At 49.4% G+C, this 26,070-nt stretch carries 22 protein-coding genes and 1 tRNA gene; 6 read left to right on the top strand and 17 right to left on the bottom strand.

The annotated features are described in order from the left end of the window. Positions 1 to 3 precede the first annotated feature (3 nt). Entirely contained in the window at positions 4 to 585 is a 582-nt protein-coding gene (locus MUB35_RS13430; protein ID WP_054352365.1) for a LysE family transporter, read from the bottom strand. Positions 586 to 840: 255 nt separating this feature from the next. Here MUB35_RS13430 and MUB35_RS13425 point away from each other — a divergent pair, with 255 nt between their 5' ends. The 4 genes from MUB35_RS13425 to MUB35_RS13410 all read left to right on the top strand — a co-directional run bounded on the left by MUB35_RS13425 (position 841) and on the right by MUB35_RS13410 (position 5,729). Beyond that, positions 841 to 1,392: a helix-turn-helix domain-containing protein gene (locus MUB35_RS13425; protein WP_033143486.1), complete on the top strand. Its 552-nt coding sequence runs from the start codon at positions 841 to 843 to the stop codon at positions 1,390 to 1,392. Between the two features lie 285 nt (positions 1,393 to 1,677). Next, positions 1,678 to 2,157 carry an NADH-quinone oxidoreductase subunit NuoE family protein gene (locus tag MUB35_RS13420; RefSeq protein ID WP_033143487.1) on the top strand — a complete coding sequence of 160 codons (480 nt, stop codon included), beginning with the start codon at positions 1,678 to 1,680 and terminating at the stop codon, positions 2,155 to 2,157. After that, a complete protein-coding gene (locus MUB35_RS13415) occupies positions 2,154 to 4,028 on the top strand; it encodes an NADH-ubiquinone oxidoreductase-F iron-sulfur binding region domain-containing protein (RefSeq protein WP_103731467.1) in 1,875 nt (624 codons plus the stop codon). Before MUB35_RS13420 ends, MUB35_RS13415 begins: the two co-directional genes overlap by 4 nt. A gap of 12 nt (positions 4,029 to 4,040) precedes the next feature. Further along, positions 4,041 to 5,729 (top strand): [FeFe] hydrogenase, group A, encoded by a 1,689-nt coding sequence (locus MUB35_RS13410; RefSeq protein ID WP_033143489.1) that lies wholly within the window; start codon positions 4,041 to 4,043, stop codon positions 5,727 to 5,729. Positions 5,730 to 5,847: 118 nt separating this feature from the next. On the opposite strand, the gene MUB35_RS13405 is transcribed toward MUB35_RS13410, so the two are convergent. From MUB35_RS13405 to leuB, 12 genes are all read right to left on the bottom strand, one after another. Then, positions 5,848 to 6,942 (bottom strand): alkaline phosphatase family protein, encoded by a 1,095-nt coding sequence (locus MUB35_RS13405; protein WP_244806365.1) that lies wholly within the window; start codon positions 6,940 to 6,942, stop codon positions 5,848 to 5,850. Between the two features lie 40 nt (positions 6,943 to 6,982). Beyond that, positions 6,983 to 7,474 carry a GNAT family N-acetyltransferase gene (locus tag MUB35_RS13400; RefSeq protein WP_033143491.1) on the bottom strand — a complete coding sequence of 164 codons (492 nt, stop codon included), beginning with the start codon at positions 7,472 to 7,474 and terminating at the stop codon, positions 6,983 to 6,985. Between the two features lie 27 nt (positions 7,475 to 7,501). After that, positions 7,502 to 8,686 carry a [FeFe] hydrogenase H-cluster maturation GTPase HydF gene (gene hydF, locus MUB35_RS13395; RefSeq protein WP_033143492.1) on the bottom strand — a complete coding sequence of 395 codons (1,185 nt, stop codon included), beginning with the start codon at positions 8,684 to 8,686 and terminating at the stop codon, positions 7,502 to 7,504. Positions 8,687 to 8,699: 13 nt separating this feature from the next. Then, on the bottom strand, positions 8,700 to 10,121 hold the full coding sequence (gene hydG / locus MUB35_RS13390) for a [FeFe] hydrogenase H-cluster radical SAM maturase HydG (RefSeq protein ID WP_148392939.1): 1,422 nt from the start codon (positions 10,119 to 10,121) through the stop codon (positions 8,700 to 8,702). 21 nt (positions 10,122 to 10,142) lie between these two features. After that, on the bottom strand, positions 10,143 to 11,201 hold the full coding sequence (hydE, locus tag MUB35_RS13385; protein ID WP_244806364.1) for a [FeFe] hydrogenase H-cluster radical SAM maturase HydE: 1,059 nt from the start codon (positions 11,199 to 11,201) through the stop codon (positions 10,143 to 10,145). 3 nt (positions 11,202 to 11,204) lie between these two features. Beyond that, the gene (locus MUB35_RS13380) at positions 11,205 to 12,440 is read right to left on the bottom strand and encodes a DUF1015 domain-containing protein (RefSeq protein WP_244806363.1); all 1,236 of its coding nucleotides are present in this window, start codon (positions 12,438 to 12,440) and stop codon (positions 11,205 to 11,207) included. A 13-nt stretch (positions 12,441 to 12,453) separates the two neighbouring features. Next, complete coding sequence (locus MUB35_RS13375; RefSeq protein WP_156120899.1) at positions 12,454 to 12,621, bottom strand: hypothetical protein; 168 nt, start codon at positions 12,619 to 12,621, stop codon at positions 12,454 to 12,456. Between the two features lie 320 nt (positions 12,622 to 12,941). Further along, positions 12,942 to 14,105 carry a phosphoglycerate dehydrogenase gene (locus tag MUB35_RS13370; RefSeq protein WP_033143496.1) on the bottom strand — a complete coding sequence of 388 codons (1,164 nt, stop codon included), beginning with the start codon at positions 14,103 to 14,105 and terminating at the stop codon, positions 12,942 to 12,944. Positions 14,106 to 14,107: 2 nt separating this feature from the next. After that, on the bottom strand, positions 14,108 to 15,190 hold the full coding sequence (gene serC, locus MUB35_RS13365) for a 3-phosphoserine/phosphohydroxythreonine transaminase (RefSeq protein WP_103731469.1): 1,083 nt from the start codon (positions 15,188 to 15,190) through the stop codon (positions 14,108 to 14,110). Between the two features lie 153 nt (positions 15,191 to 15,343). After that, complete coding sequence (gene ilvB / locus MUB35_RS13360) at positions 15,344 to 17,029, bottom strand: biosynthetic-type acetolactate synthase large subunit (protein ID WP_033143498.1); 1,686 nt, start codon at positions 17,027 to 17,029, stop codon at positions 15,344 to 15,346. Between the two features lie 38 nt (positions 17,030 to 17,067). Continuing rightward, positions 17,068 to 18,735 (bottom strand): dihydroxy-acid dehydratase, encoded by a 1,668-nt coding sequence (gene ilvD, locus MUB35_RS13355; RefSeq protein ID WP_244806362.1) that lies wholly within the window; start codon positions 18,733 to 18,735, stop codon positions 17,068 to 17,070. A gap of 47 nt (positions 18,736 to 18,782) precedes the next feature. Continuing rightward, a complete protein-coding gene (gene leuB, locus MUB35_RS13350; protein WP_244806361.1) occupies positions 18,783 to 19,865 on the bottom strand; it encodes a 3-isopropylmalate dehydrogenase in 1,083 nt (360 codons plus the stop codon). A 320-nt stretch (positions 19,866 to 20,185) separates the two neighbouring features. On the opposite strand from leuB, the gene MUB35_RS13345 reads away from it, so the two are divergent. Together MUB35_RS13345 and MUB35_RS13340 are read left to right on the top strand one after the other, a co-directional pair. Next, a tRNA-Gly gene (locus MUB35_RS13345) sits at positions 20,186 to 20,256 on the top strand. Between the two features lie 241 nt (positions 20,257 to 20,497). After that, the gene (locus MUB35_RS13340; RefSeq protein ID WP_054352362.1) at positions 20,498 to 21,028 is read left to right on the top strand and encodes a ferritin-like domain-containing protein; all 531 of its coding nucleotides are present in this window, start codon (positions 20,498 to 20,500) and stop codon (positions 21,026 to 21,028) included. Positions 21,029 to 21,082: 54 nt separating this feature from the next. Here MUB35_RS13340 and MUB35_RS13335 read toward each other — a convergent pair whose 3' ends face one another. The 4 genes from MUB35_RS13335 to MUB35_RS13320 form a co-directional block, all read right to left on the bottom strand. Continuing rightward, entirely contained in the window at positions 21,083 to 21,229 is a 147-nt protein-coding gene (locus MUB35_RS13335) for a hypothetical protein (RefSeq protein ID WP_181014583.1), read from the bottom strand. Positions 21,230 to 21,320: 91 nt separating this feature from the next. Then, the gene (locus MUB35_RS13330) at positions 21,321 to 23,069 is read right to left on the bottom strand and encodes an NADH-dependent [FeFe] hydrogenase, group A6 (RefSeq protein ID WP_118594048.1); all 1,749 of its coding nucleotides are present in this window, start codon (positions 23,067 to 23,069) and stop codon (positions 21,321 to 21,323) included. Then, a complete protein-coding gene (locus MUB35_RS13325; protein ID WP_148392947.1) occupies positions 23,063 to 24,901 on the bottom strand; it encodes an NAD(P)-binding protein in 1,839 nt (612 codons plus the stop codon). The genes MUB35_RS13330 and MUB35_RS13325 overlap by 7 nt, the downstream gene beginning before the upstream one ends. Before the next feature lie 287 nt (positions 24,902 to 25,188). Then, entirely contained in the window at positions 25,189 to 26,040 is an 852-nt protein-coding gene (locus MUB35_RS13320) for an AraC family transcriptional regulator (protein WP_244806360.1), read from the bottom strand. Between the last annotated feature and the right edge of the window lie 30 nt (positions 26,041 to 26,070).

Raw genomic sequence — 26,070 nt, 5'->3', positions numbered from 1 at the left:
GGATCAAAGAAACAAAGAAACAGCGCAGTAAATAAGTAAAAGAGCCATAACAGCGTTTACCAGCTTCGTATGTCTGGAGAAGAATTTACAAAATGCCGCCCCGAAAAGCGCCCATATAAAAGAACCGGAAGCACCGATCAGAGACAGTACGGCAGTAAATCCGGCCAGTGCCGTGCCGGAATGATAAACCGGCAGGATATAAAGCGACATTGCCGTGATTGCGTAAATGTAAATTTTAGGATTGATAAATTGCAGTACCATGCCGGAAATAAAACCAGCCTCCTTCCCGCCTTCCGTATTTACCTCCGCAGAACTCTTCCAGACCTTCCATGCAAGGTACAGCATATAAGCAGCGCCCAGGATCTGCATGACCATCTTTACCTTAGGAAGAAAGGAATAGAGTGTTGCGCTGAAGACGGTGCAAACAGACATAACGACTGCAAATCCGGCCAGTATGCCCAAGTTAAAGCGAATGCTTCGGCGAAATCCCAGCCGTATGGCATTACTCATGGAAAGCAGATTGTTGGCACCCGGTGTGTAAGCCGTAATAAAACAATAAATCAGAAAATCGTATAAACGGAACATAATGCATCCTTTCTATTGCTCATTTCTACCGTATGTCCGCAGAAGAACCTCACAGCATTTTGAGCAGTCACCTTTGTTGTATTCTTTGAACATTTCACCTTCTTCTTCAAGATTTAGAATCATAGACATATCTCCTTTCCTCTTTACAAGCCCAAGCTGAAATCGTATAATGATACAAAACAGTTATTATATCGCACTAGTACGATATAATAATACATCATGTGCATTATATTGTCAAGAGAGGAGAACCATATCATGGATTCAATGAATACAATAGTTGCTAAAAATATTAAACGATTGCGTGAAGAAAAGAAATTAAGCATGGACGAGCTTGCAAAATTAAGCGGTGTCAGTAAGAGTATGCTTGCGCAGATCGAACGCGGTGACGGAAACCCGACGCTTTCTACATTATGGAAAATTTCAAATGGAATGAAAGTACCATTTGACGCATTGACCGTTCGCCCAAAGAGTCCATATGAGATCGTAAAAACATCTGAAGTGCAGCCATTGCTTGAAGATGACGGAAAAGTAAAAAACTACTCCCTTTTCCCGGATAACGAGAACCGTAGATTTGCAGTCTATTATCTGGAATTAGACCAGGGGAGTTATTGGGAATCCGAACCGCACTTAAAGGGAACCACTGAATTTATCACTGTCTTCTCGGGCAAAATCGAAATTCATGCTGACAGCCAGAGATTTATGGTCGAAAAGGGCGAAAGCATACGATTTAGGGCCGATACTGTCCATTCCTATAAAAATACCGGCAATGAGACCGCAATACTGCATATGATCCTTTTTAATCCCTGACGGAGCAGCCTGAAAGACATTCCGTATTTGGATCATCCGAACATCCTGCCGCTGCAAAATATAAAATATGCGCTGACGCGGATATTACCATTAACCAATTTGTATATTTCCGTGTTTTTTTCAAAATATTTATTGTGTATTTCCTCCCGGCATTATATAATTAGGGGAACAGGTATATGTGCAAAAATACCCAAAGCACATGCGGAAGTGTACTGTAGGCAACAGAAATCACCTGCGGTGAATTTACTGTTGTCATGAATGATTAAATCTAAAGGAGGTATCTGAATGCTTGACAAGAGCTACTACCAGAAGACGGACGAAATCATCAGCCATTACGGCCGCAAGCCAAGTGCACTGATTCCCATCATGCAGGACATTCAGGCAGAATACCGTTATCTGCCAGGCGAACTACTGACCTACGTGGCAAAAGAGATTGGGGTAAAAGAGGCCAAAGCCTACAGTGTTGCCACATTTTACGAAAACTTTTCCTTTGAACCCAAGGGAAAATACATTATCAAAGTCTGTGACGGAACTGCCTGCCATGTCCGCAAATCCATGCCCATTCTGGAAGCCCTTCAAAAAGAGCTGGGCCTGAGCAAGAAAAAACATACCACAGACGATATGCTTTTCACTGTGGAGACTGTTTCCTGCCTGGGTGCCTGCGGGCTGGCTCCTACACTCACCGTGAACAATGAAGTACACCCCACTATGACGCCGGAAAAAGCATTGGAATTACTCACAGAATTGAGAGGTGATAGCGTATGATTATCGAAAACAGAGAGGCTCTGAAAAGAGAGCAGGAGGCTGCACAAAAACAGATTGATTCTTATGAATGCCGTATCCTGATCTGCGCCGGAACCGGCTGTGTTGCTACCGGCTCACAGAAAATCTACGAAAAAATGCAGGAACTCTGTAAAGACATGCCCGGTGTTTCCGTAGAATTTGACGGCCATGTTCCTCACATCGGAGTTGTGAAGACAGGCTGCCAGGGTATCTGCGAACTGGGACCCCTGATGAGAATCGAGCCCCTGCATTATCAATATGTAAAGGTTCAGATGGACGACTGTGAAGAGATCTTCAAACGCACAGTCCTGAACAAAGAACCTGTGGAACGCCTGTTCTACAAAAAAGGCGAGGACTCCTTCCCCACACCGGATGACATCCCCTTCATTGCAAAGCAGACCAGGATCACTCTGGAAAACTGCGGACGTTTTGACGCGGAGTCTCTGGACGAATACATAGCATCCGGCGGTTACAGTGCCCTGTCAAAAGCCATCTTTGACATGTCTCCGAGAGATGTCATCGACGAAGTGGACAAATCCGGCCTGCGCGGAAGAGGCGGCGGCGGATTCCCCACCGGAAAGAAATGGAAACAGGTAGCTGCCCACACAGATGTAAAAGAACACTATGTTGTCTGTAACGGCGACGAGGGTGACCCGGGCGCATTCATGGATGGAAGCGTTATGGAAGGTGACCCCTACCGTCTGATCGAAGGTATGACCATAGCCGCCTATGCAGTGAATGCACAGGACGGTTATATCTATGTACGTGCGGAATACCCCCTCTCTGTAGAGCGGCTCACCCACGCCATTGCACAGGCTGAGGAAAAGGGCCTGCTCGGAGATAATATTCTGGGAACAGATTTCTGCTTCCATATGCATATCAACCGCGGTGCCGGTGCATTCGTCTGCGGTGAAGGTTCTGCCCTGACCGCTTCCATCGAAGGTGACAGAGGTATGCCCCGTGTTAAACCGCCAAGAACTGTAGACCAGGGACTCTGGGCCAAACCCACAGTCCTGAACAATGTGGAGACCTTCGCCAATGTGCCCGGTATCGTCATGAAGGGTGCTGACTGGTTCCGCACCATCGGAACAGAGGGAAGTCCCGGAACAAAGACCTTTTCCATCACCGGCTCCATTGAGAACACAGGCCTCATTGAGGTTCCCATGGGAACTACCCTGCGCGAGATGATCTATGATATCGGCGGCGGCATCAAGGGAGGCGGAGAATTCAAAGCCGTACAGATCGGCGGTCCCTCCGGCGGATGTCTTACGGCGGAGCATCTGGATGTAGGTCTGGATTTTGACAGTGTAAAAAAATACGATGCCATCATGGGTTCCGGCGGACTGGTTGTCATGGACGAAAACACCTGTATGGTAGAGGTTGCCCGTTTCTTCATGAGCTTTACCCAGAGGGAATCCTGCGGAAAGTGTGTTCCCTGCCGTGAAGGAACCAAACGTATGCTGGAGATCCTGGAACGCATCGTAGACGGCAAAGGCGTCATCGAGGATCTGGATACCCTGGAAGAGCTGGCAGCCATGGTTAAGAATATGGCTCTGTGCGGACTCGGAAAGAGTGCTCCGCTTCCTGTTATCAGCACATTAAAGACCTTCCGAAATGAGTATGAGGAGCACATTTTAGACCACAAATGCGCTGCCAAATGCTGTACTGCTATGCGCCGCTTTGTCATCAATCCTGAGTTCTGTAAAGGCTGCGGTAAATGTGCCAAGAACTGCCCGGTTGGTGCCATCACCGGTGTGCGCAAGCAAGCTTATAATATTGACAACGAATTGTGTATCAAGTGCGGTGCCTGCAAAGACAACTGTGCCTTTGATGCCATTTACGTGGAAGCATAGGAGGGTTTTAATATGGGATTTATGACGATTGACGGTAGAAAAGTTGAATTTACCGACGAAAAAAATGTGCTTTCCGTCATCCGGAAAGCCGGGATCAATCTTCCGACACTCTGCTATCACTCTGAGGTTTCCACCTTCGGCGCCTGCCGGCTCTGTACTGTGGAGGATGACAGGGGACGTACCTTTGCCTCCTGCTCAGAGGTTCCCAGAGATGGAATGGTCATCTATACCAATTCCGGAAGGATCAAAAAATACAGAAAACTGATTGTGGAGCTTCTGCTCTCCGCCCACTGCCGTGACTGTACCACCTGTGTAAAGAGCGGCGAGTGCGTACTGCAGGATCTGGCCCACAGAATGAATATTACGGATGTGCGTTTCCAGAACACAAGGGAAATCCGTCCGCTGGATACCAGCTCTCCCTCCATTGTCAGGGACCCCAACAAATGTATTCTCTGCGGCGACTGTGTGCGTGCCTGTTCCGAGATTCAGGGACTGGGCGTCTTAGGCTTCGCGTTCCGAGGAACAGACGCCATGGCAATGCCGGCCTTTAACAAGACTCTGGCAGAGACCGACTGCGTAAGCTGCGGTCAGTGCCGTATTTACTGTCCTACCGGCGCGATCAGCATCAAGACCCATATGGACGAAGTATGGGAAGCGATTGCTGATCCGAATACAAGAGTTGTGGCTCAGGTAGCGCCTGCCGTACGTGTGGCAGTCGGCGATGCCTTTGGCCTGGACAAGGGAAACAGTGTTATGGGCAAACTGGTAGCCGTTCTGCACCGCATGGGATTTGATGAAGTTTACGATACCGCGTTCAGTGCGGACTTAACCATCATGGAAGAATCCAAGGAATTCCTGGAGCGTCTGGGAGACAGTTCCAAGCTTCCTCTTTTCACCTCCTGCTGTCCGGCATGGGTGAAATTCCTCTGTGACCAGTATCCGGAATACAAAGACAATCTTTCTACCTGCCGTTCTCCTCAGGAAATGTTCTCCGCAGTCATCAAGGAATACTACAGGGGATATGAGAAAAACCAGGGCAAGAAGACCGTTGTTGTGTCCATCATGCCGTGTACAGCCAAGAAGATGGAGGCCATCCGTCCAAACAGCTTTACCCACGGAGAGCAGAACACGGATATTGTCATCACAACAACAGAATTGATCCGTATGATCAAAAACTCCGGCATTGAGTTCCCGACTCTGATTCCGGAAGCCTGCGACATGCCATTCGGCTTTGGTTCCGGCGCCGGTGTTATCTTCGGCGTAACCGGCGGTGTGACAGAAGCCATGCTCCGCCGTTTTGCAGACAAACACGACAAGGCAACCATGGATACCGTAGCTGAGACAGGTGCCCGCGGGGAAGAGGGCATCAAGGAATTCTCTGTCACCTACAAAGGTATTCCGCTGAATGTATGTGTTGCCAGCGGCCTGGCCAATGCACAGAAGGTTATGGAGAAGATCAAGAGCGGCGAAGCCCACTACCACATTGTGGAGATCATGGCATGCCGCCGCGGATGTATCATGGGAGGCGGACAGCCGCCGAGAGCCGGAGACCGCACAAAAGCGGCCAGAAAAGACGGCCTCTACAAAGCAGACAATGTGACCAGTATCCGCAAGGCGGATGAGAACCCGCTGGTTATGTCTCTGTATGATACCCTGTTAAAAGGAAAAGAGCACGAACTGCTGCACAATGACAGCTATTAAAGCTGCTGTATAAAAATGGCTGCTGTGAGATCCGGAAAGGTTTCACAGCAGCAAAAAAAGGACATGCTGACAACGTTTTTGGGTCATCAGCATGTCCTTTTTCCTGTTATATCAGAAATTATTGCTTTTCCACTACAATGAGCGGTACCATCATTTCCTGTTCTGTCATGCCCGCATGGTTTGAACGAAACATGGGCAGATTTCTGGACCAGGCAAATCCCTTATCCGCAGTTGCCACAGCCAGAAAATCACCGGCCAGTTCACGAAACCTTTCACGGGGTGTCCCATCACCGAATATCTGCTTCTCCCGCATCTCCTTGGCGGAGAAAAGCAGAAACTCCTCTCCGAAATGTCTGAGGAATCTTTTTGGAAATTCTTCCCTGAATTCCTCCTTCACATAGAAGGCCGCTGCCCTGGCCTCCACAGATATGGGAAGCCTCAGCATTTCCAATATGTCCGGATAGTCTGTGAGAATATAATGCGACAGATCTATATGCCCATGGTCTGCTGTCACGATCAGAAGTATATCCTCCAGTCTGTCGGACATCCGGGCGATTTTCCCTTCCAGATACTCTAATTCCCTTGTCACACATTCACTGTGGCATCCCTGGTCATGCATGGTGCTGTCCGGTTCCTCCCAATAGGCATAGATGTACTTTTCGTCCTCCTGCCCGCATAGCCTCTGTATCTCCTCACACATTTCATCCAGGGTTTCTATTTTATTCGTGCCGAAATGGGACACACTGTATCCATGTCCGACTCCCGCCCGGTTTATCTTGTCATATATCTTTGTGTAAGGGATAAAACGGCTGGCAACATGGTAATCTTCCGCTGCGCACCTTTCATATTGGTCTTGATTGGTAAAGGCATTCACAACTTTATGGATTTCGCCAAAATACAGGCTCCATCCCAGCCATCCATGCTCTGCCGGTGTCAGACCGCTCTCCATAGTCGTGGTGGCAGCCGTTGTCGTAGGCGGAAAGACGGAGGAGATCCCGCATCTGTAATGGCTTCTGAAGAATCCATCCTCTTTCAGATGGAAGTCAATCGCCTCGCATCCCATGCCGTCCAGCAGGACCACAACAACGTTCCTGAATCCCTTTCCCATCCATTCATCCGCACAGGGCAAAGTCTTATGACCGTATTCTGCGCCGAATCTTTTTAATACAGAGCAGGATAAATTCACCAGGCTATTGCTGTAATCTGCAAACAATTTTTATCCTCCCCTTTCTTCCTTTCTGCTGCCGGATTCTTTATCTGTTCCTTCCCGGCTGCAGATCCATCGCAAATTCAATCTCATGCATCAGCAAAATTCCATTTGCCCCAATCAGAGGGATCTCCGGTTTCAGCTTTCTTGAAAAGTTCAGGGCATTGTGGTACAGATGTGACATATCAAATCCGCAGCGCTGGTAAAAGCGGATAGCCTGAATGTTGTCATTTGTGGTGATCACCACAAGCCTTCTGCATTTTTTCTTTTCTGCTGTCTCTTTTACCTTTTCGATCAGGTTTCTTCCGATCCCCCGGCCCTCCTGACGGCTGTCCAGGGATATGATCTCACAGATACCGTCCCGGATCAGGTATGTGAGAAGGCCCACAATGTTTCCCTTTTCCCAGACAACAATGCCGTCTGTCCCGGTCATATCCACAACTCTGCCGCGAATGACCATCTCTGTTGTGAGCCACTGGCTCTCTATGAATTCATTGACGCGTTCCCGGTTTGTCTCATCAATTGGAACATACTCCATTAAACTGCCCTCCCGCATATTTACTGATCACCGGAATATTTCCAGGCTCCGCTGCAAAATACCGTTCATATGCGCAATGGCTATACCGTAATTTGTCATAGGCACACCCTGCAGGCCAGCCTGGTTCCTGCGCCACTGCATCTCCCGCTCATTGAGCATACAGCCTCCGCAGTGTACCACCAGCCGATATGGTGTCAGATCCTCCGGAAAACCGGTTCCTGAGGTAAATGCAAAGTCAGGCTTTTTCCCGGTATGCGCCTCAATCCAGCGGGGCATTTTCACCGTACCGATATCATTGCACTGCCGGTGATGGGTACAGCCCTCACTGATCAGCACTTTGTCCCCGTCCTCCAGACGGTCAAGGGCATAGGCACCCTCCAGCGCGCCGTCCAGGATCCCTTTATACCGTGCGAACAGTATGGAAAAGGAAGTAAGAGGGATATCAGCCGGAACCGCTTTGTCCACCTTCCCGAACACCTGGCTGTCTGTAATGACAAGCCGCGGTTTTTCTCCCAGACGTCCAAGTACATCCTCCACCCTGTCATCCTGCACGGCAAGGGGAACTGCACCTGTATCCAACAGTTCTCTGATCACCTGCTGCTGAGGCAGGATCAGCCTCCCTTTCGGTGCCGCTTTATCAATGGGGATCACCAGGAGCACAAAGTCCCCCGGTGACACCAGGTCTTTTACAAGAGGACGTTCCTGCCCTTCCTTTGCAAGGCTTCCCAGCTTTTCCTTCAGTTCAGTAATGTGAACACCCTGTCCGGCACTCACGTAGATTTCATGATCTGTCTTCGGTTCTCTCTCCTCTGCCAGCAGATCCATTTTATTGTATACCACAAGATACGGCAGCTTTCTCTTTTCAAAGAGATCTATGAGCTGTAGTTCCATGGGGACCAGTTCTTTTCCCGCCTCCACCACCAGGACTGCCACGTCTGTTTTGTGGAGCACCTGCTCCGCCTTTTTTACCCGGAGAGCGCCCAGGCCTTCCTGGTCATCATCCATACCCGGCGTGTCGATAAACAAAACAGGACCTATGGGCAGAAGCTCCATGGCTTTCTGCACCGGGTCGGTGGTGGTTCCCTTCACATCCGATACCACTGCCATCTCCTGCCCTGTGACTGCGTTGAGCAGACTGGACTTTCCGGTGTTGCGCCGCCCGAAAAAGCTGATATGTACCCTGTTTGCAGAGGGTGCTGCGTTCAGGCTCATGTATATCCTCCTCTCAGAAACGGAAATCTCTCTCCCCGTTCTCAATCTTTGCCAGGCGTTCCACCACGATCTCTCTTGTTCTTTCCCTTGGAATGTTCACAAGTTCTGACCGGATCAGTTCTTCTCCGATTTTTCTTGTCTCAGGGCTTGCGTAATCCATAAGGAACTCTTTCAGGGTCATCAGGGCATTGGGGTGGCAGCAGTTCTGAATCTGTCCTGTCTTGCACAGGCTCATGAAACGATCACCGGTTCTTCCTTCCCTGTAACATGCAGTACAGAAGCTGGGGATATATTTCATGTCCATCAGCCAGTGCACCACCTCATCCAGGGTTCGCTTGTCTGACACATCAAACTGCTCGGAGTTCTCATCCTCCGGTTCCGGTTCGCTGTAGCCGCCCACGCTTGTCCTGGAAGCACCGCTGATCTGGGAAATGCCAAGGTGAAGCACTCTCTCCCTGCACTCCTTACTCTCTCTTGTGGAGATGATCATACCGGTGTAAGGCACTGCGATTCGGATGCAGGCAACCAGTTTCGCGAAAATATCATCATCAATACCGTTGTCAAAAGCAGACGGATCGATATCATCTGCGTGTTTTACCCTCGGAACGCTGATGGTATGCGGGCCGACTCCGTGAACCGCCTCCAGATGCTCCGCGTGCATGAGAAGACCGGCAAATTCATAGCGGTACATCTCAAGCCCAAACAGTACACCTAGTCCCACATCGTCAATGCCGCCCTCCATGGCTCTGTCCATGGCTTCTGTGTGGTAATCATAATTGCTCTTCGGTCCTGTGGGATGCAGTTTTTTGTAGCTCTCCTTATGGTAGGTCTCCTGGAACAGAATATAGGTACCGATGCCGGCGTCTTTTAATTTCCTGTAATCCTCCACTGTGGTGGCCGCGATATTTACATTGACACGGCGGATTGCGCCGTTTTTATGTTTGATGCTGTATATGGTCTTAATGCTCTCCAGTATGTATTCAATGGGATTGTTGACCGGGTCCTCCCCTGCTTCCAGAGCAAGGCGCTTGTGGCCCATATCCTGCAGAGCGGTTACCTCTTTTACGATCTCTTCCTGCGTCAGTTTCTTTCTGGCTATGTGTTTGTTTTTTCTGTGATAAGGACAGTACACGCAGCCGTTGATACAGTAATTGGACAGATAAAGGGGCGCAAACATAACAATCCGGTTTCCGTAGAAATCCTTTTTAATCTGTTCAGCCAGTTTGTAAATCTCCTGGTTTTTCTCCTCTATGTCGCAGTCAAGCAGTACGGATGCCTCCCTGTGGGTGAGTCCCTTTCTGAGCTTTGCCTTCTCAAGGATCTGGTCAATAAGCGCTTCATTGTGCTTATTTGCCTCAGCGTAGGCAAGTGTCTCTTGGATTTCCTCATGGGAAATAAATTCCTCTGCTTTCAGTGATTTCGGATTGTAATTCATTTTTACCCTCTCCTTTTCTCTTTACCGGGTGTACATTTTGGTGTCCCCCCGGTCTACAGTCACTTCACAGCCGATTTTCTTCATTCGGCTGCGAAGAAGTTCCAGTTCGGCGGCATTTTCTGCGCCGGTATAAATTTTATGGTCGTACAGTTCATATTTCCCCTGTACCAGTGAAGCCGATAAATTCGGCATAACCACATTGGCTCCTGCCAGTATGCCTTTCTCCCGCCCGTCATCGGAAATGGTTCCAAGGGCAGTTGTGGCCGGAAGCAGGACTTTCGGAAGCAGCAGGCGGATCAATCCCAGAAGATACAGAGTAAGCTCTGCACTCCCCGGGGCCTTTGTTCCAAATGGAGTGTCCCTGTGGGGGATGAAAGGCCCGATTCCCACCATGGCAGGCTGGAATTCTTTCAAAAACAGCAGTTCATCAGCCAGGTTCTCAGCCGTCTGCCCCGGCGTTCCTACCATAAATCCGCATCCTGTCTGAAATCCAATGTCCTTTAGATTTCTCAGACATTCCTGTCTGTGAGCATAAGACATGGAGGGGGGATGCAGCGTGCGGTAATGTTCCTCGCATACAGTCTCATGCCTGAGCAGATATCTGTCTGCCCCTGCATCAAAAAACTTCTGATAAGCTTCTCTCTCCTTTTCCCCCACGGAGAGCGTCACTGCGCAGTCGCTGTGCTCCTTTTTTATGTCCCGGACCAGCTCTGCGATCCTGTCATCCGTATACCAAGGGTCCTCTCCGCCCTGCAGCACAAAAGTTCTGAACCCAAGAACATAACCTTTCCGGCAGCACTCCAGGATTTCCTCCCTGCCCAGGCGGTAACGCTCTGCCTTTCGGTTTCCTTTTCGGATTCCGCAGTAATAACAGTCATTTCTGCAGTAATTGGTAAACTCGATCAGCCCTCTGATATAAATGCGGTTTCCGTAATATTTCTCCCGCATCCCGGCTGCTTTGCCGAACAGATATCCGGCAAGTTCCTCATTCCGCTTTTCGATCAGCGCGATATAGCTCTCCCTGTCCAGGGACTCTCCTGCCTCTAAGCGGTCAATTTTATCAAATAAATTCTCTGTCATAGTCTATATCCTGTGAATAAACAGCCCGCTTCTCAGCTTTGGCTCAAACCAGGTGGATTTCGGCGGCATCAGCTTTCCTGCGTCCGCAACCGCAAAAAGCTCTGCCATGGAAGTGGGATACATGGAAAAGGCTGCCTTACAGTCTGTCTGCACACGTTTTTCCAGCTCACCCAGTCCCCGGATTCCCCCGATAAAATCAATCCGGGGGTCTTTTGCCGGCTCCCGGATCCCCAGCACAGGTTCCAGAAGGTTATTCTGAAGCAATGCCACATCCAGTCCGTCCACCACATCTGTAGCCCGGTATTCTTCCTTTATCTTAAGTTTATACCATCTGTCCTCCAGATACATACCGAATTCGCCTTTTTCCCGGGGCGATACTGCCTCTGTTCCCGGTTCGGACACGGTAAAGCGCTCCTTTATTTTTTCCAGGAACTCTTCCGCGGAATATCCGTTTAAGTCTTTTACCACACGGTTGTAATCCAGGATTTCCAGTTCCTCATCTGCAAACAGGGTACACAGAAAGTAATTAAAGGGCTCCCTGCCCGTATAATTGGGATTCTCCCGGCGTCTCTTCAGACCTGCTTTGATGGCTGAGGCCGCCCTGTGATGGCCGTCTGCGATATATATGCTGTCCATGGCCTGAAAGGTCTTCTCTAACTTGTGGATCATGGCTGACTCATAGATCATCCATCCTCTGTGACGGATGCCGTCCTCTGATACAAAGTCGAAAATGGGAAAATCCTTTTTCTTCACATCCATCAGATGCTTAAAATCCGCATTGGCACGGTAGGCCAGGAAAATAGGCCCTGTCTGCGCCTCCAGCACATCCACATGGCGGATGCGGTCCAGCTCTTTTTCCACTCTGGTGTTCTCATGTTTTTTGATGACACCGTTTAAGTAATCGTCAATCGACGCACATGCCACGATTCCTGTCTGCACATGCCCGTTTCTGGTAAGCTCATATAGATAAAAATTGGGGTCCACATCCTGCAGAAAGTCCCCGTCCTCCATCATCTTCCAGAATATCCTGCGGGCCTGTTTGTACACCTCAGGAGCGTACATATCCGTATCATCCGGAAACTGTGTCTCCGGACGGTCAATCTTCAGAAAGGAATATGGATTTTTTTCGGTCTCCTCTTTCGCCTCTTTTCTGTTATATACATCATATGGCAGTGCGGCAATTTTAGATGCCAGGTTCTCCTGGGGACGCACTGCACAAAATGGTTTAACTACCGCCATTATCAAATCTCCTTTATAGTTTTTTCTCCATAACGCGGGCAGCAACTTCGCAGACACCATTGAATACCTTTCCCAGACGCCTGCGGTTTCTGCCAAGCGCGCCAAAAAAAGATTTCATCCGCTTTGCACTGCGGATTCTCTTCTGTATGAATGTTTTCGGTTTTTTTATTTTTCTGCTCATTTTCACACCCCAAATATATTGATGCCTATTTATAACGCCATAATAAAATTATACCGTATATAGTCTTAAAATACAATGAAATAGGCACAATAATTTGCACACTTTCCGGCGGATTTATGACTGACAGAGGTATTAAAAAAACACCAGACGGGGATTGCCTTGACTCTTTCCCCGCTGGTGCTTTTTTCGACCCTGGTTTATTTATCTCCATAGTGGTAACGACAGGATAATATATATAATTTCCGGAATATCCACAAAAGGGCCCGCCCTGAAACCACAGTCTCAGGACAGGCCCATATCCGTCTATTCTTTTAAAAGGGTCATTTCACAATACGCACGCGGTAAACACCATGAATCTTTTTCAGCTCTTTTGCCACGTCTCCGGAAATCGGTGTGGAAACGTCGATCATAGTATAGGCGAAATCGCCTTTACTCTTGTTGGTCATGTTGGAGATATTCACGCCTGCATCACCCAGCACTTTTGTGAACTGGCTGATCATGTTCGGAATATTTTTGTGGTTGATCGTCACTCTTCCCACGTCCACACAGGCCCCTGTATCACAATCCGGATAGTTTACGGAATTCTTGATATTTCCGTTTTCCAGATAGTCCATAAGCTGTCTGACAGCCATGACAGCACAGTTGTCCTCGGATTCCTCTGTGGATGCTCCCAGATGAGGAGTTACCAGGGTATTCGGGGTACTGGTCACAAGAGGGTTGGCAAAGTCTGTCACGTATTTTTTCACTTTTCCCTCTTTCAGGGCCTCCGCCAGAGCTTCCTCATCCACCAGAAGATCTCTTGCGAAGTTCAGGATAACCACGCCCTCTTTCATCTGGGCGATCTCATCCGCGCCGATCATCTTTCTTGTGGATTCCATCAGCGGCACGTGAATGGTGATATAATCGCATTCCTTGTAGATCACATTCAGGTCATTGATGTGGTGAATGCTTCTGGAAAGGTTCCACGCAGCATCCACGGAGATGAAGGGGTCATATCCATAGACTTCCATTCCCAGATGTACCGCGGCATTTGCCACTTTTACACCGATGGCGCCAAGACCGATGATACCCAGCTTTCTGCCGCTGATCTCACAGCCGGCAAACTGTTTTTTCTTCTTTTCAGCCAGCTTTCCGATATCCTCTGTGGCTTCCTGGTGCTCCAGCCACTCGATACCGCCCACTATATCCCTGGATGCCAGCAGCATTCCGGCAATGACCATCTCCTTTACACCATTGGCATTTGCTCCCGGTGTGTTGAAGACTACCACGCCGTCCTTTGCGCACTCTTCCAGCGGAATATTGTTGACGCCGGCACCTGCTCTGGCAATGGCAACCACATTCTTCGGAAGCTCCATCTCATGCATGTTTGCACTTCTCACCAGCACGGCATCCGCATCAGACATATTGTCCGTGCTCTCGTATTTTGCCGGGAAATGCTCCAGTCCTACGCTGGAAATGGGATTTAAACAGTGATATCTGTACATGATCAAGCATTCTCCTTTTCAAATTTTTTCATAAAGGCAACCAGAGCCTCCACGCCCTCTATGGGCATGGCATTGTAAATGCTGGCACGCATGCCGCCTACGCTTCTGTGGCCTTTCAGATTCACAAAGCCTGCCGCCTGGGCCTCTTTGATAAATTTCGCATCCAAATCCTTATCTCCTGTGACAAAGGGAACATTCATAAGGGAACGGGAAGCCGGTTCCACGGTACCTTTGAACATTACGCTCTCATCCAGGAAATCATACAGGATCTTTGCTTTTTTCTCATTGTGCTCTTTCATGGCTTTCAGGCCGCCCTGTTTTTTCAGCCACTGAAATACCTTGCCACACATGTAAATGCCGTAGCAGTTCGGTGTATTGTATAAGGACTCCGCGTCCGCATGTGTCTTATAGGTCAGCATGGTCGGTGTTCCCGGAAGCACATCCTCTGTGATCAGATCCTCACGGATGATGGCGATCACCACACCTGCAGGGCCGATATTCTTCTGCGCGCCGCCGTAAATAATACCGTATTTCTCCACGTCCATCGGTTCGGAGAGGAAACAGGAGGAAACGTCCGCCACCAGGGTCTTGCCCTTTGTGTCCGGCAGTGTTTTAAATTTTGTTCCGTATATCGTATTGTTCTCGCAGATGTACACATAATCCGCATCCGGGCTGATGGGAAGGTCGGAACAGTCCGGAATGTAGGAGAAAGTTTTATCCTCAGAGGACGCAATCTTGTTGGCTGTCCCGTACTTCTGTGCCTCCTGCCATGCTTTTTTCGCCCACTGGCCTGTTACGATGTAGTCAGCCACTTTGTTTTTCATCAGGTTCATGGGGATCATGGCAAACTGCTGATGGGCACCGCCCTGCAGAAATAATACTTTATAGTTATCCGGAATATGCAGCAGCTCTCTCAAATCTGCCTCCGCAGTATGTATGATATCCTCGAATGCTTTGGAACGGTGGCTCATCTCCATAACAGACATGCCTGTTCCTTTATAATCCAGCATCTCTTCTGCCGCTTCCCGCAGCACTTCCTCCGGCAGAACAGCCGGTCCTGCTGAAAAGTTATAAACTCTGCTCACTTGTTGTTTCCTCCTCTGTTGATTTACTCTTCAAAACGGTTACGCCACATGCCCCCTCTGGGGACACGTGGCATAAATTGCTTGACAAGAAGTATTCTACCTCTTTGTTATATTATTGTCAATAAAAACATTTGTCTTTCTACAAAAGACATATTATTTCTGTTTTGCTTTCAGGTCTTCCTCGTCGAACGCATCCTCAATGTTGGCCCCTGCCGGTACCATTGGGAATACCTTATCATCACTGTCGATCATGCAGTCCAGAACCACCGTTGTATTTAACCGGATGGCTTTTGCAAGGGCTTCCTGCAGCTCCTCTTTTGTGGTCACGCGGATACCCACTGCTCCCATGGCCTCTGCCAATTTGACAAAATCAACTTTGTCTTTTAATACTGTATTAGAATATCTGCCCTCATAGAACAGCGTCTGCCACTGACGTACCATTCCCAGCACCTGGTTATTGATGACCACTTGGATAAGAGGTACATCATTTCTGGTGGCTGTTGCGATCTCATTCATGTTCATACGGAAACAGCCGTCTCCTGCCACATTGATGACCACCTTGTCCGGATTGCCCATCTTGGCGCCGATGGCTGCCCCAAGGCCGTAGCCCATGGTTCCCAGGCCGCCAGAGGACAGGAAGGTGCGGGGTGTTTTATATTTGTAATACTGGGCAGCCCACATCTGGTGCTGTCCCACCTCTGTTACAATTATGGCATCGCCTTTTGTCTGGCGGTAGATCTCCTCGATAATGGCAGGACCGCTTAAGCCCTCCTGGTTGTAGCGCAGAGGATATTTTTCTTTCAGCTCCTCTATGTATCCCAGCCACTCTTTATGTTCTTTCTGCTCCAGCATATCATTCAGGCGTTTCAGAACTTCTCTGGCGTCACCCACAACGCTGCAGTCAACCAGCACATTTTTATTGATCTCCGCTGCATCCACATCTATCTGGATCACCTTCGCATTTCTGGCAAAGTTTCTGGTATTGCCGGTCACACGGTCACTGAATCTGGCACCCACGGTGATCAGCAGGTCACATTTTGTCACACCCAGATTGGAGGCTTTGGTTCCGTGCATCCCCAGCATACCGGTATACAGCTCATCCTCGCCGGAAAATGCGCCTTTTCCCATAAGGGAATCGGTCACAGGAGCCTGGATCTTGTGTGCAAGTGTGCGCAGCTCCTCCCAGGCGTTGGACGCGATGGCTCCGCCGCCCACAAAGATAAAGGGACGTTTTGCCTCCCGGATCATATCTGCTGCTTTAGCCAGATCTGCTTCTTCAATCTCAGCCACATAGGGTTTCACCGGCTTTGGCACTGTAGTTTCAAATTCTGTCTTGGCTGCAGTCACATCCTTGGTGATATCCACAAGGACAGGGCCGGGCCGTCCGCTCTTTGCAATGACAAAAGCACGACGGATGGTCTTCGCCAGCTTTTTCACGTCTTTTACGATAAAGCTGTGTTTTGTGATCGGCATAACCACACCTGCGATATCTACCTCCTGGAAGCTGTCTTTTCCCAGAAGGGGAACACCTACGTTACAGGTGATGGCAACCACAGGCACAGAATCCATATGTGCTGTGGCAATACCTGTTACCAGGTTGGTGGCGCCGGGGCCGCTGGTTGCAAAACACACACCCACTTTCCCTGTGGAACGGGCATAGCCGTCCGCTGCATGGGCTGCACCCTGCTCATGGGATGTGAGTACGTGATGAATCTCATTGCTGTGTTTATATAACTCATCATAAATGTTCAGAATCGTTCCGCCCGGATAACCGAAAACGGTATCTACACCCTGCTCTTTTAAACATTCGATTACTATTTCTGCTCCTGTCAACTGCATATTGAAATCCTCCCAACCGTTATCTTTTCTTTTTCTTTTTATTTCTGGATTTCCAGAACAGCCCCTCTGTTGCCGCTGGTCACCATAGCCGCATAGCGTGCCAGGTATCCTGTGTTCACCTTAGGCTCTCTTGGCTGCCACTCAGCCTTTCTCCTTGCCAGCTCCTCATCCGATACGGCCAGTTCCAGTTTGTTTTCCGGAATATTGATGCGGATGGTATCTCCCTCCTTAACAAGGGCAATGGGGCCGCCTACGGCTGCTTCCGGGGAAATATGTCCGATGGAAGCTCCGCGGGATGCACCGGAGAAACGTCCGTCCGTGATCAGTGCCACGCTGGAGCCGAGTCCCATACCTGCAATGGCGGAAGTGGGGTTTAACATCTCTCTCATACCCGGGCCGCCTTTTGGTCCCTCATAGCGTATCACAACTACATCACCTGCCACGATCTTACCGCCCTTAATGGCGTCAATGGCATCCTCCTCGCACTCAAATACCCTTGCAGGGCCTTCATGTACCATCATCTCCTCGCAGACCGCGGAGCGTTTTACCACGCCGCAGTCCGGAGCCAGGTTGCCTGTGAGAACCGCAAGGCCGCCGGTCTGGCTGTAGGGATTTTCTACAGGGCGGATCACCTCCGGATTTCTGTTTACACAGTCCTTGATATTTTCACCCACTGTCTTTCCTGTCACTGTCATGCAGTCCAGGTTCAGCAGATCTTTTTTGGTCAGTTCATTCATGACCGCATACACGCCGCCGGCCTCATTCAAGTCTTCTATGTAGGTGGGGCCTGCCGGTGCCAGATGGCACAGGTTCGGTGTCTTTGCGCTCACTTCATTTGCAAATGTAATGTCAAAATCCCATCCGATCTCATGGGCAATTGCCGGCAAATGCAGCATACTGTTGGTAGAACATCCGAGTGCCATATCCACAGTCAGGGCATTCATGATGGCGTCTTTTGTCATGATATCCCTTGGACGGATGTTCTGTCTGTACATTTCCATTACCTGCATGCCCGCGTGTTTTGCAAGCTTGATCCTCTCGGAATATACAGCCGGAATGGTGCCGTTTCCTTTTAATCCCATGCCCAGCACCTCTGTCAGACAGTTCATGCTGTTGGCAGTGTACATGCCGGAGCAGGAGCCGCAGGTGGGGCAGACTTTATTTTCAAATTCTTCCACTTCCTCCGCTGTCATGGTTCCTGCGCTGTAGGAGCCCACGGCCTCAAACATGGAGGAGAGACTTCTCTTCTGGCCATGCACACGGCCTGCCAGCATGGGGCCGCCGCTCACAAATACAGTGGGGACATTGATCCTGGCTGCTGCCATCAGAAGTCCCGGCACGTTCTTGTCACAGTTTGGCACCATGACCAGGGCGTCAAACTGATGGGCCATAGCCATAGCCTCTGTGGAATCCGCGATCAGATCCCTTGTCACCAGGGAATACTTCATTCCCGTATGTCCCATGGCAATGCCGTCGCAGACAGCAATAGCCGGAAACATAATGGGCGTTCCGCCTGCCATAGCAACACCTAATTTTACGGCATCCACGATTTTGTCCAGATTCATGTGACCCGGCACAATCTCATTGTAGGAACTCACAATACCTACCAACGGCCGTTCCAGTTCCTCTTTTGTCATTCCCAGGGCATTGAACAGGGAACGGTGCGGTGCCTGCTGCATACCTGTTTTTACTGCATCACTTCTCATATCATTCACAATCCTTTCTGTTGTCCGTTATCTATCTCATTCCAATCTCAGATCCGCTCTGCGATCAAATCTCCCATCTCTTTGGTTCCCACCTGCTTCATACCTTCTGCCATAATATCCACTGTGCGGTATCCCTCTGTGAGGACTTTCTGTACGGCTGCCTCCACGGCATCTGCCTCTTTGTCCAGGTCCAGGGAATAGCGCAGCATCATAGCCGCAGACAGAATGGTTGCCAGGGGATTGGCGATGCCTTTTCCCGCAATGTCAGGCGCTGAACCGTGGCTTGGTTCATAAAGGCCGAATTTTGTCTCATTTAAGCTGGCTGATGAGAGCATTCCGATGGAACCTGTCACCATGCTGGCCTCATCAGACAGAATATCGCCGAACATGTTCTCTGTGAGGATCACGTCAAACTGACCCGGGTTATGGACAAGCTGCATAGCGCAGTTATCTACCAGCATGTGTTCCAGTGTCACTTCCGGATAGTTCTTTGCCACCTCTTCCACTACTTTTCTCCAGAGTCTGGAGGAGTCCAGTACATTGGCTTTGTCCACGCTTGTAACTTTTTTGCTTCTCTTCATGGCAATATCAAATGCCTTGACAGCGATTCTGCGGATTTCATTTTCATTATATGTAAGTGTGTCAACGGCTGTAGTTACACCGTTTTCCTCCACAGTCTTTCTCTCACCGAAATACAGGCCGCCGGTCAGCTCCCTGACAATGATCATGTCAAATCCGTCTCCGATGACTTCCTCTTTCAGGGGGCAGGCACCTTTCAGCTCATCATACAGATACGCCGGGCGCAGATTGGCAAACAGATTCAGGGCTTTTCTAATAGCTAAAAGTCCTGCCTCAGGGCGTTTTGACGGCTCCAGTTTATACCAGGGAGAAGTCTTGGCATCCCCTCCGATGGAACCCATCAGCACTGCGTCAGAAGCCTTTGCCGTCTCCACAGCCTCCTCTGTCAGCGGTACACCGTGTACATCAATAGATGCCCCGCCCAGCAGCACTTCCTCATAGGAAAAGCTGTGTCCGTATGTTTCACAGACCTTATCCAACACTTTTTTGGCCTCTGCCACAATCTCCGGTCCGATTCCGTCACCCGGTATCAATGCAATTTTATAGTTCATGAGATTCTCCTCCTGTCGTACAATTGTCATATGTTATCGCATTATAGTATTTTAATTATGATAATCCTTTTTCGCTTATATTTCAAGGCATAATAAGGCAGTCTGCTATTCTTTTTCGTTATATAAGCTATAACAGTTTAAAAACCCTCTTGCAAATAAAAATAATTTGGATTATAATATTTTCAACGCATCAGTTCCGGGAGGAGTGCGGTTACGCCCGTATCTGCGGTGTCTCGGTTCACACATATGAATATCCCGGAGGAACACGCGCAGGCTGGTGCATGCCTGGAAATGTTCAGGTTCCTCAATTATACATGTATGCAGATATAGTTCATCGGTAGAACGCCAGCTTCCCAAGCTGGAGAGGCGGGTTCGATTCCCGTTATCTGCTGTTAAGTGTTTGCAGTAAAAATCTTGAATTTAAAGGTTTTTACTGCTTTTTCTTTGCTTCTTCATTAATGTAATTCCGTTAAATATCCTATTGGACTTATAGCCAAATAAAAATGGACTCAGCAGTGCTGCTGGGTCCGTTTTTATACTGCCTGTTGAGTTATCCGGAACTACCTGCAAATATAGTTCTATCCCGGAACCTTCCCACATAAAAATTATTAATCCCATTTAGGAAATCAAATATGAATAAATACCAGTATAATATCCATGCTAATCCCGATTCCATACCAGTGAAATACTCTAACTGGTATCCCCCGGTCAAAGTCACTGAAAAAAATACAGATTACGCACAGCTGCTCATGCCGGATCTTGCATCTGCGGTCAGTGAAATGACAACTGTACATCAATATCTATTCCAATCCTGGACAATCAATAACGAATACGGTAATATCCGCCGTATAATCAAACGCATTGCCGTGGTCGAGGAACACCATTTCTCTGTCATTGGACAGTTGATCGCCCTTCTCGGCGGACAGCCGGAATGCCGTTCTTCAGAATCCAAATCTTTCTGGTGCGGGGATATGGTGGATTACAGCCCTGATATTTACACCATACTTGCAGTTAACGCTAAATCAGAGAAGTTTGCTGCCAAAGCATATCTGGAACAGTCAAGAGAAATAAAAGATCCTCTTGTTTCAAAAATGCTGGCAAGACTGGCCCTCGATGAAAAACTGCACTATAATATTTTCAGTGACTTTTTGTCACAGATATAATTGTTTGACACTGCTTTGTGAAAGGGGCGGCATTCCGCCCCTGCCGACAGCTCTTTATACCTGTCTGATCTTCGGCTCCACGGCCTCAGACCTGGCATTGTGCTGCTGATTCTGGTTTTCCGGTTTTACCTTCTGGGTAATGCTGTTGAAAGTCTCGTTTGATCTCTTTCTGTTTAACGCTTCCTGCTGCTTTTTATCCATCTTATTCACCTCGGCATTAAAGTGTTTTTACATATTATTCTTACACTTCAGTATTCCCAAAGGCTATGGTTTTTATGTATGCCGCTTAAGCTCACGTTTCTCCCGGCATTTTCCATCCGTGATGGTCTGTATGCAGCAGCTCGTGGGCTTTGTGGGACAATGGTTTTTCCAAAAAATCTTCGTAGCATTTTATCACAGAGGGATTTTCATGTGAGAACCGGATGTGACTGACCTTATCCAGGCCGTATAGGATCTGTCCCCTGTCCCCGGCAAGCTCCCGGCCGTCGTGGATAGGCTGGCCGCCTCCGCCTGCGCATCCGCCTGGACATGCCATGATTTCCACAAAATCATAGGAAACCCTGCCCTTTCTTAGCGCTTTCATCAATTTCCTGGTATTGCCCAGTCCGCTGGCAACCGCCACCTTTAAAATCGTGCCTGCCAGATTAAATTCTGCCTCCTTCCAGCCGTCCATGCCCCGGACTGCCCGGAAGGCATCCGGTTCGGGATTCTTACTGGTCACCAGATAATACGCACTGCGCAGTGCAGCCTCCATAACACCGCCTGTGGCGCCGAAAATGACGCCTGCGCCGGAGCCCACGCCCAGAGGCATATCCAGCTCCTCCTCTCTAAGCGTCTCAGGAAGTATATGGAACATACGAATCATCCGGTCTATTTCCCTGGTAGTCAAAGAAGCGTCCACATCCTGCCCTGCACCCGCATCCCTCATGGTCGGAAGGGCACATTCCTGTTTCTTGGCTACGCACGGCATCACAGACAAGCAGAAGATCCGCTCCGGGTCCACATCCAGCAGCTTTGCATAATAGGTCTTTGCCACAGCCCCGAACATCTGCTGCGGTGATTTGGCTGTGGAAAGCTGGTCCACCATATCCGGATACTGGGATTTCATAAACCGGACCCAGCCCGGACAGCAGGAGGTAAACATAGGGAATGTCTCATTTTCTCTGTTCTTCAGTTTCTCCAGAAACTCACTGCCTTCCTCCATGATTGTCAGATCCGCACTGAAATTCGTATCGAAGATATAGTCAAATCCCATTTTGCGCAGAGCCGAGGCCAGCCTTTTTACGGTTGCAAATTCCGGCGCCAGGCCAATGGATTCTCCCCATGCCGCACGCACGGCAGGCGCGATCTGAACTACTGTGATCTTGTCCTTATCGGCAATGGCATCCAGTACATGCTCCGTATCATCCCGCTCTCTAAGCGCCCCCACCGGACAGTGGGTGATGCACTGGCCGCACACAGCGCAGTCCGATTCTTCAATTTTCCGGTTGCCTGACACATCCACTGTGGTTCTTGAGCCTGTATTCACCACGTCCCAGATATTAACAGACTGGATTTTATCACAGATTTGTACACAGCGCATACATTTGATGCATTTCGTATAATCCCTGATCAGCGGAAACTCCATATTCCAGCAGTTTTTCGGCAGCTCCTTAACAAAAGGAACATCCATGATGTTCAAATCGTTTGCCACGCTCTGCAGGGAACAGTTCCCGCTCCTGACACAGTAGGCGCAGTTGCTGTTGTGCTGAGATAAAATAAGCTGCACATTTGTTCTTCTGGTTTTCCGGGCTTTGGGGCTGTTCGTATGCACCATCATTCCCTCTTTTACCCGGTTATTGCAGGCCGTGACCAGCTTTGCGTAACCTTCCACCTCCACAACACAGACACGGCAGGCTCCAATCTCATTGATACCCTTCAGATAGCACAGAGTGGGAATCCGGATTCCTGCAAGGGCAGCCGCCTGTAGGATCGTGCTGCGTCTGTCGGCCTCTATCTGTATGCCGTCAATCGTAAGTTTAACTCTCTCTGTATTCACCATTTTTCCACCCTGCCTCCCTTAAACACACCGAAACCGAAGTGGTCACAGCGCAGACAGCGTCTTGCCTCCTGGGAAGCCTCCTCAGAAGTCATACCGCATTCGATCAGTTCCATATCCTTCACTCTCACGGATGCCTCGCGCTCCTTCATATTCACACGGCCGCAGGTGGGACGGTCATGGAGACGGACCCTTGGAATCTCCACACCGCTTGTGATCGTATGGTTATATCCCAGAAATTCGTCAATATTGGCTGCCGCCACTTTCCCCGCCGCAATGGCACGGATCACAGTCGCCGGACCGGTCACACAGTCACCTCCGGCAAATACGCCGGCAGCATCCTTCACACCGCTCCAGTCAAAGGCGTCAATGGCAGCACCTCTTGTAATGGGAATACCGGATTCCCCGAAATGCCGGGAGTCAATCCCCTGTCCTATCGCCACCAGGATCCGGTCACAGGGCAGACGGAGCTTTGCCACATCCGCGTCTCCCGGTGTGGGTCTTCCGTTTTTCATTTTACCGATGATCTGAGGCTGTACCCAGAGCGCGGAAACCTTGCCCTGTCCGTCCTTCTCTATAGACAGCGGCGCATGAAGGTCCAGCACCTCGCACCCCTCCGCAATGGCTCCTTCCACTTCCTCCGGAAGAGCCGTCATATCCACTTTCCTTCTTCTGTAGGCAATACGCACACGTTTTGCACCCAGACGCACCGCGGAGCGCGCCACATCCATAGCCACATTGCCGCCGCCGATCACAATGATATCCCTGTCCTTAAAGTCCGGCATCTCTCCGTCACCGATGCTTCGCAGCATTTCCACTGCGGACATAACGCCCTCGGCATCCTCGCCCTCCATTCCTATCTTTCGGTCTGTATGGGCACCGATGGCTATGTAGACGGCATCATACCGGGGACGGATATCCTGTATCAGATACGGCTCCTCCCCCACATCTGCCCCGGTGACCACGTCAATCCCCACGCTCAAAAGCCGGCTTATTTCCCCATCCAGAACCTCTCTGGGAAGCCGGTAGCTGGGAATGCCGTATCGCAGCATGCCGCCCAGTTGTTTTTCCTTTTCATAGATTGTCACCTTATGGCCCATTAAAGCCAGGTAATACGCTGCGCTGATGCCTCCCGGACCGCCCCCGATCACTGCAACTTTCTTACCCGTTGCAGGGGCTGTCTTTGGTACCGGCACTTCCCCTGCCTGCTCCACTGCAAAACGTTTCAGTCCCCTGATATTGATGGGGTCATCCAACATGGTCCTGCGGCACCGCACTTCACAGGGATGCTCACAGATAAGGCCGCAGACTGCCGGCATGGGATTGTCCTTCCGGATCAGGCGCACCGCATCTGCATACCTGCCCTCCCTGACAAGGGCAATGTAACCGGGAATGTCCACACCAGCCGGACACTGGGATACACACGGCACGGGCTGGTTCAGGTTACAGGAGCACCTCCCCCTTAAAATATGCTCTTCAAAATCCTCCCTGAATCCCCGGATTCCCTTCAGCACCATCTTGGCGGCCTCATAACCGATGGCACAGTCCGCGGAATAGAAGATACTCCTGGCTGTCCGCTCAATAACCGCAATGGTCTCCAGAGTGGCATCACCATCCAGCACATCATCAAATAATTTTTCCAGCTGCCCCAGTCCGACACGGCAGGGAACACACTTTCCGCAGGACTGAGCATGGCACATTTTCAGGAAAGATGCCGCCATATCCACCGGACATAACCCGGGCGGGCTGGCAACAATCCGCCGTTCCAGGTCCTTATAGAGTTCCTCCACTGTCCGCTGCGCGCTGTTTTGCGTAATGATACTTAATCTGCTCATATCTACCTCCAATTGCTTCTGTATACCTGGCAGTTCAGATAACTGTTCTGAACTGCCGCCCATATACATTCCGGGCTCCATATGATCTCAGAATGATATGACAGTTACCCTTTCGCTTTATCATATTAACGGGATATAGTTATAATTTAAAATTACCATTTTACAGCTTTATCATCAATACTATTTCAGTTATTTTTATTTATTTTCCAATAATAATGCTTTATTATCTATATTTTTCATATAAAAATACCCCATATCTTTTTACAGATATGAGGCATCCTTCTTTTTCAATATTTCACCGGTATCCAGACTTCCACTTCTCCCAAATCTTCCGCCTCGATCCAGAAAACGTACTTTTCAATGGTGGGCAGTCCGCACTTGTCATACTGGCTCTGCGGAAGAAATTCCTGATTGATCTGCCGCCACAGATTTCCCAGAACATTGTCAGAAATCTTACCCCTGGCCTGAAAAATAAGCCACGTTGCCGGGGGATACTGATATGTCACAAAACCATCTATCTCCGGCCCGTCCCATAAAACAGCGCACATATAATCATTGCTGCCATCCTCCTGAAATCCGAAACACAGTCCCAGATCAAAGAAATCTCCGCTTACGGCTTTCATTTTCTCATTGGTGCCGTCACTTTTGACCACTGCCCAGGTACCGCCGCCATACGGCGTTGTCATTCTTGTTCCCAATACCCGGAAAGCCCCTTTTTCCTCAATCGTATACTTCATAGACTCCACTCCCTTCACAGTCACCTGAAATTCCAGCCTGCAGTAAAACATCAGCGGAACAGCACTCTGCCTTACCTCTGAGGGATTGACGCCGTGCATTTTGCGAAACGCCACCCGGAAGGCATCACCTGACTGATAGCCATATTTTAACGCGATATCTATTACCTTTTCCTCTGTATTCTGCAGATCATAGGCTGCCATGGTAAGCCTGCGTCTTCTCACATATTCAGAAAAACTGATATTAGTCACCTGTCCGAAAAGACTCTGAAAATTCTGATACGGACACGCCATGATCCTGCTGACTTCCTCCTCATCCACATCATCCCGGAGGTGGTCCTCCACATAATCCATCACCCGGTTGATTCGCTGCATCCACTCCATTTTCTCACCTGCCTTACGCATAGTATAAGCTATCCAGATTCTGTCTGCCCG

The organism is Blautia sp. NSJ-175, assembly GCF_022867815.1.
Classification (GTDB): domain Bacteria; phylum Bacillota; class Clostridia; order Lachnospirales; family Lachnospiraceae; genus Blautia; species Blautia celeris.
Note: the sequence above shows the minus strand (reverse complement) of the source record. Positions and strands in the feature narration are given on the sequence as shown.

What these genes read in the sequence shown, in the direction of transcription:
- MUB35_RS13430 (WP_054352365.1), bottom strand. Translation starts at nt 585, where the DNA reads ATGTTCCGTTTATACGATTTTCTGATTTATTGTTTTATTACGGCTTAC.
- MUB35_RS13425 (WP_033143486.1), top strand. Translation starts at nt 841, where the DNA reads ATGGATTCAATGAATACAATAGTTGCTAAAAATATTAAACGATTGCGT.
- MUB35_RS13420 (WP_033143487.1), top strand. Translation starts at nt 1,678, where the DNA reads ATGCTTGACAAGAGCTACTACCAGAAGACGGACGAAATCATCAGCCAT.
- MUB35_RS13415 (WP_103731467.1), top strand. Translation starts at nt 2,154, where the DNA reads ATGATTATCGAAAACAGAGAGGCTCTGAAAAGAGAGCAGGAGGCTGCA.
- MUB35_RS13410 (WP_033143489.1), top strand. Translation starts at nt 4,041, where the DNA reads ATGGGATTTATGACGATTGACGGTAGAAAAGTTGAATTTACCGACGAA.
- MUB35_RS13400 (WP_033143491.1), bottom strand. Translation starts at nt 7,474, where the DNA reads ATGGAGTATGTTCCAATTGATGAGACAAACCGGGAACGCGTCAATGAA.
- hydF (WP_033143492.1), bottom strand. Translation starts at nt 8,686, where the DNA reads ATGAGCCTGAACGCAGCACCCTCTGCAAACAGGGTACATATCAGCTTT.
- hydG (WP_148392939.1), bottom strand. Translation starts at nt 10,121, where the DNA reads ATGAATTACAATCCGAAATCACTGAAAGCAGAGGAATTTATTTCCCAT.
- hydE (WP_244806364.1), bottom strand. Translation starts at nt 11,201, where the DNA reads ATGACAGAGAATTTATTTGATAAAATTGACCGCTTAGAGGCAGGAGAG.
- MUB35_RS13380 (WP_244806363.1), bottom strand. Translation starts at nt 12,440, where the DNA reads ATGGCGGTAGTTAAACCATTTTGTGCAGTGCGTCCCCAGGAGAACCTG.
- MUB35_RS13375 (WP_156120899.1), bottom strand. Translation starts at nt 12,621, where the DNA reads ATGAGCAGAAAAATAAAAAAACCGAAAACATTCATACAGAAGAGAATC.
- MUB35_RS13370 (WP_033143496.1), bottom strand. Translation starts at nt 14,105, where the DNA reads ATGTACAGATATCACTGTTTAAATCCCATTTCCAGCGTAGGACTGGAG.
- ilvB (WP_033143498.1), bottom strand. Translation starts at nt 17,029, where the DNA reads ATGCAGTTGACAGGAGCAGAAATAGTAATCGAATGTTTAAAAGAGCAG.
- ilvD (WP_244806362.1), bottom strand. Translation starts at nt 18,735, where the DNA reads ATGAGAAGTGATGCAGTAAAAACAGGTATGCAGCAGGCACCGCACCGT.
- leuB (WP_244806361.1), bottom strand. Translation starts at nt 19,865, where the DNA reads ATGAACTATAAAATTGCATTGATACCGGGTGACGGAATCGGACCGGAG.
- MUB35_RS13340 (WP_054352362.1), top strand. Translation starts at nt 20,498, where the DNA reads ATGAATAAATACCAGTATAATATCCATGCTAATCCCGATTCCATACCA.
- MUB35_RS13335 (WP_181014583.1), bottom strand. Translation starts at nt 21,229, where the DNA reads ATGGATAAAAAGCAGCAGGAAGCGTTAAACAGAAAGAGATCAAACGAG.
- MUB35_RS13330 (WP_118594048.1), bottom strand. Translation starts at nt 23,069, where the DNA reads ATGGTGAATACAGAGAGAGTTAAACTTACGATTGACGGCATACAGATA.
- MUB35_RS13325 (WP_148392947.1), bottom strand. Translation starts at nt 24,901, where the DNA reads ATGAGCAGATTAAGTATCATTACGCAAAACAGCGCGCAGCGGACAGTG.
- MUB35_RS13320 (WP_244806360.1), bottom strand. Translation starts at nt 26,040, where the DNA reads ATGCGTAAGGCAGGTGAGAAAATGGAGTGGATGCAGCGAATCAACCGG.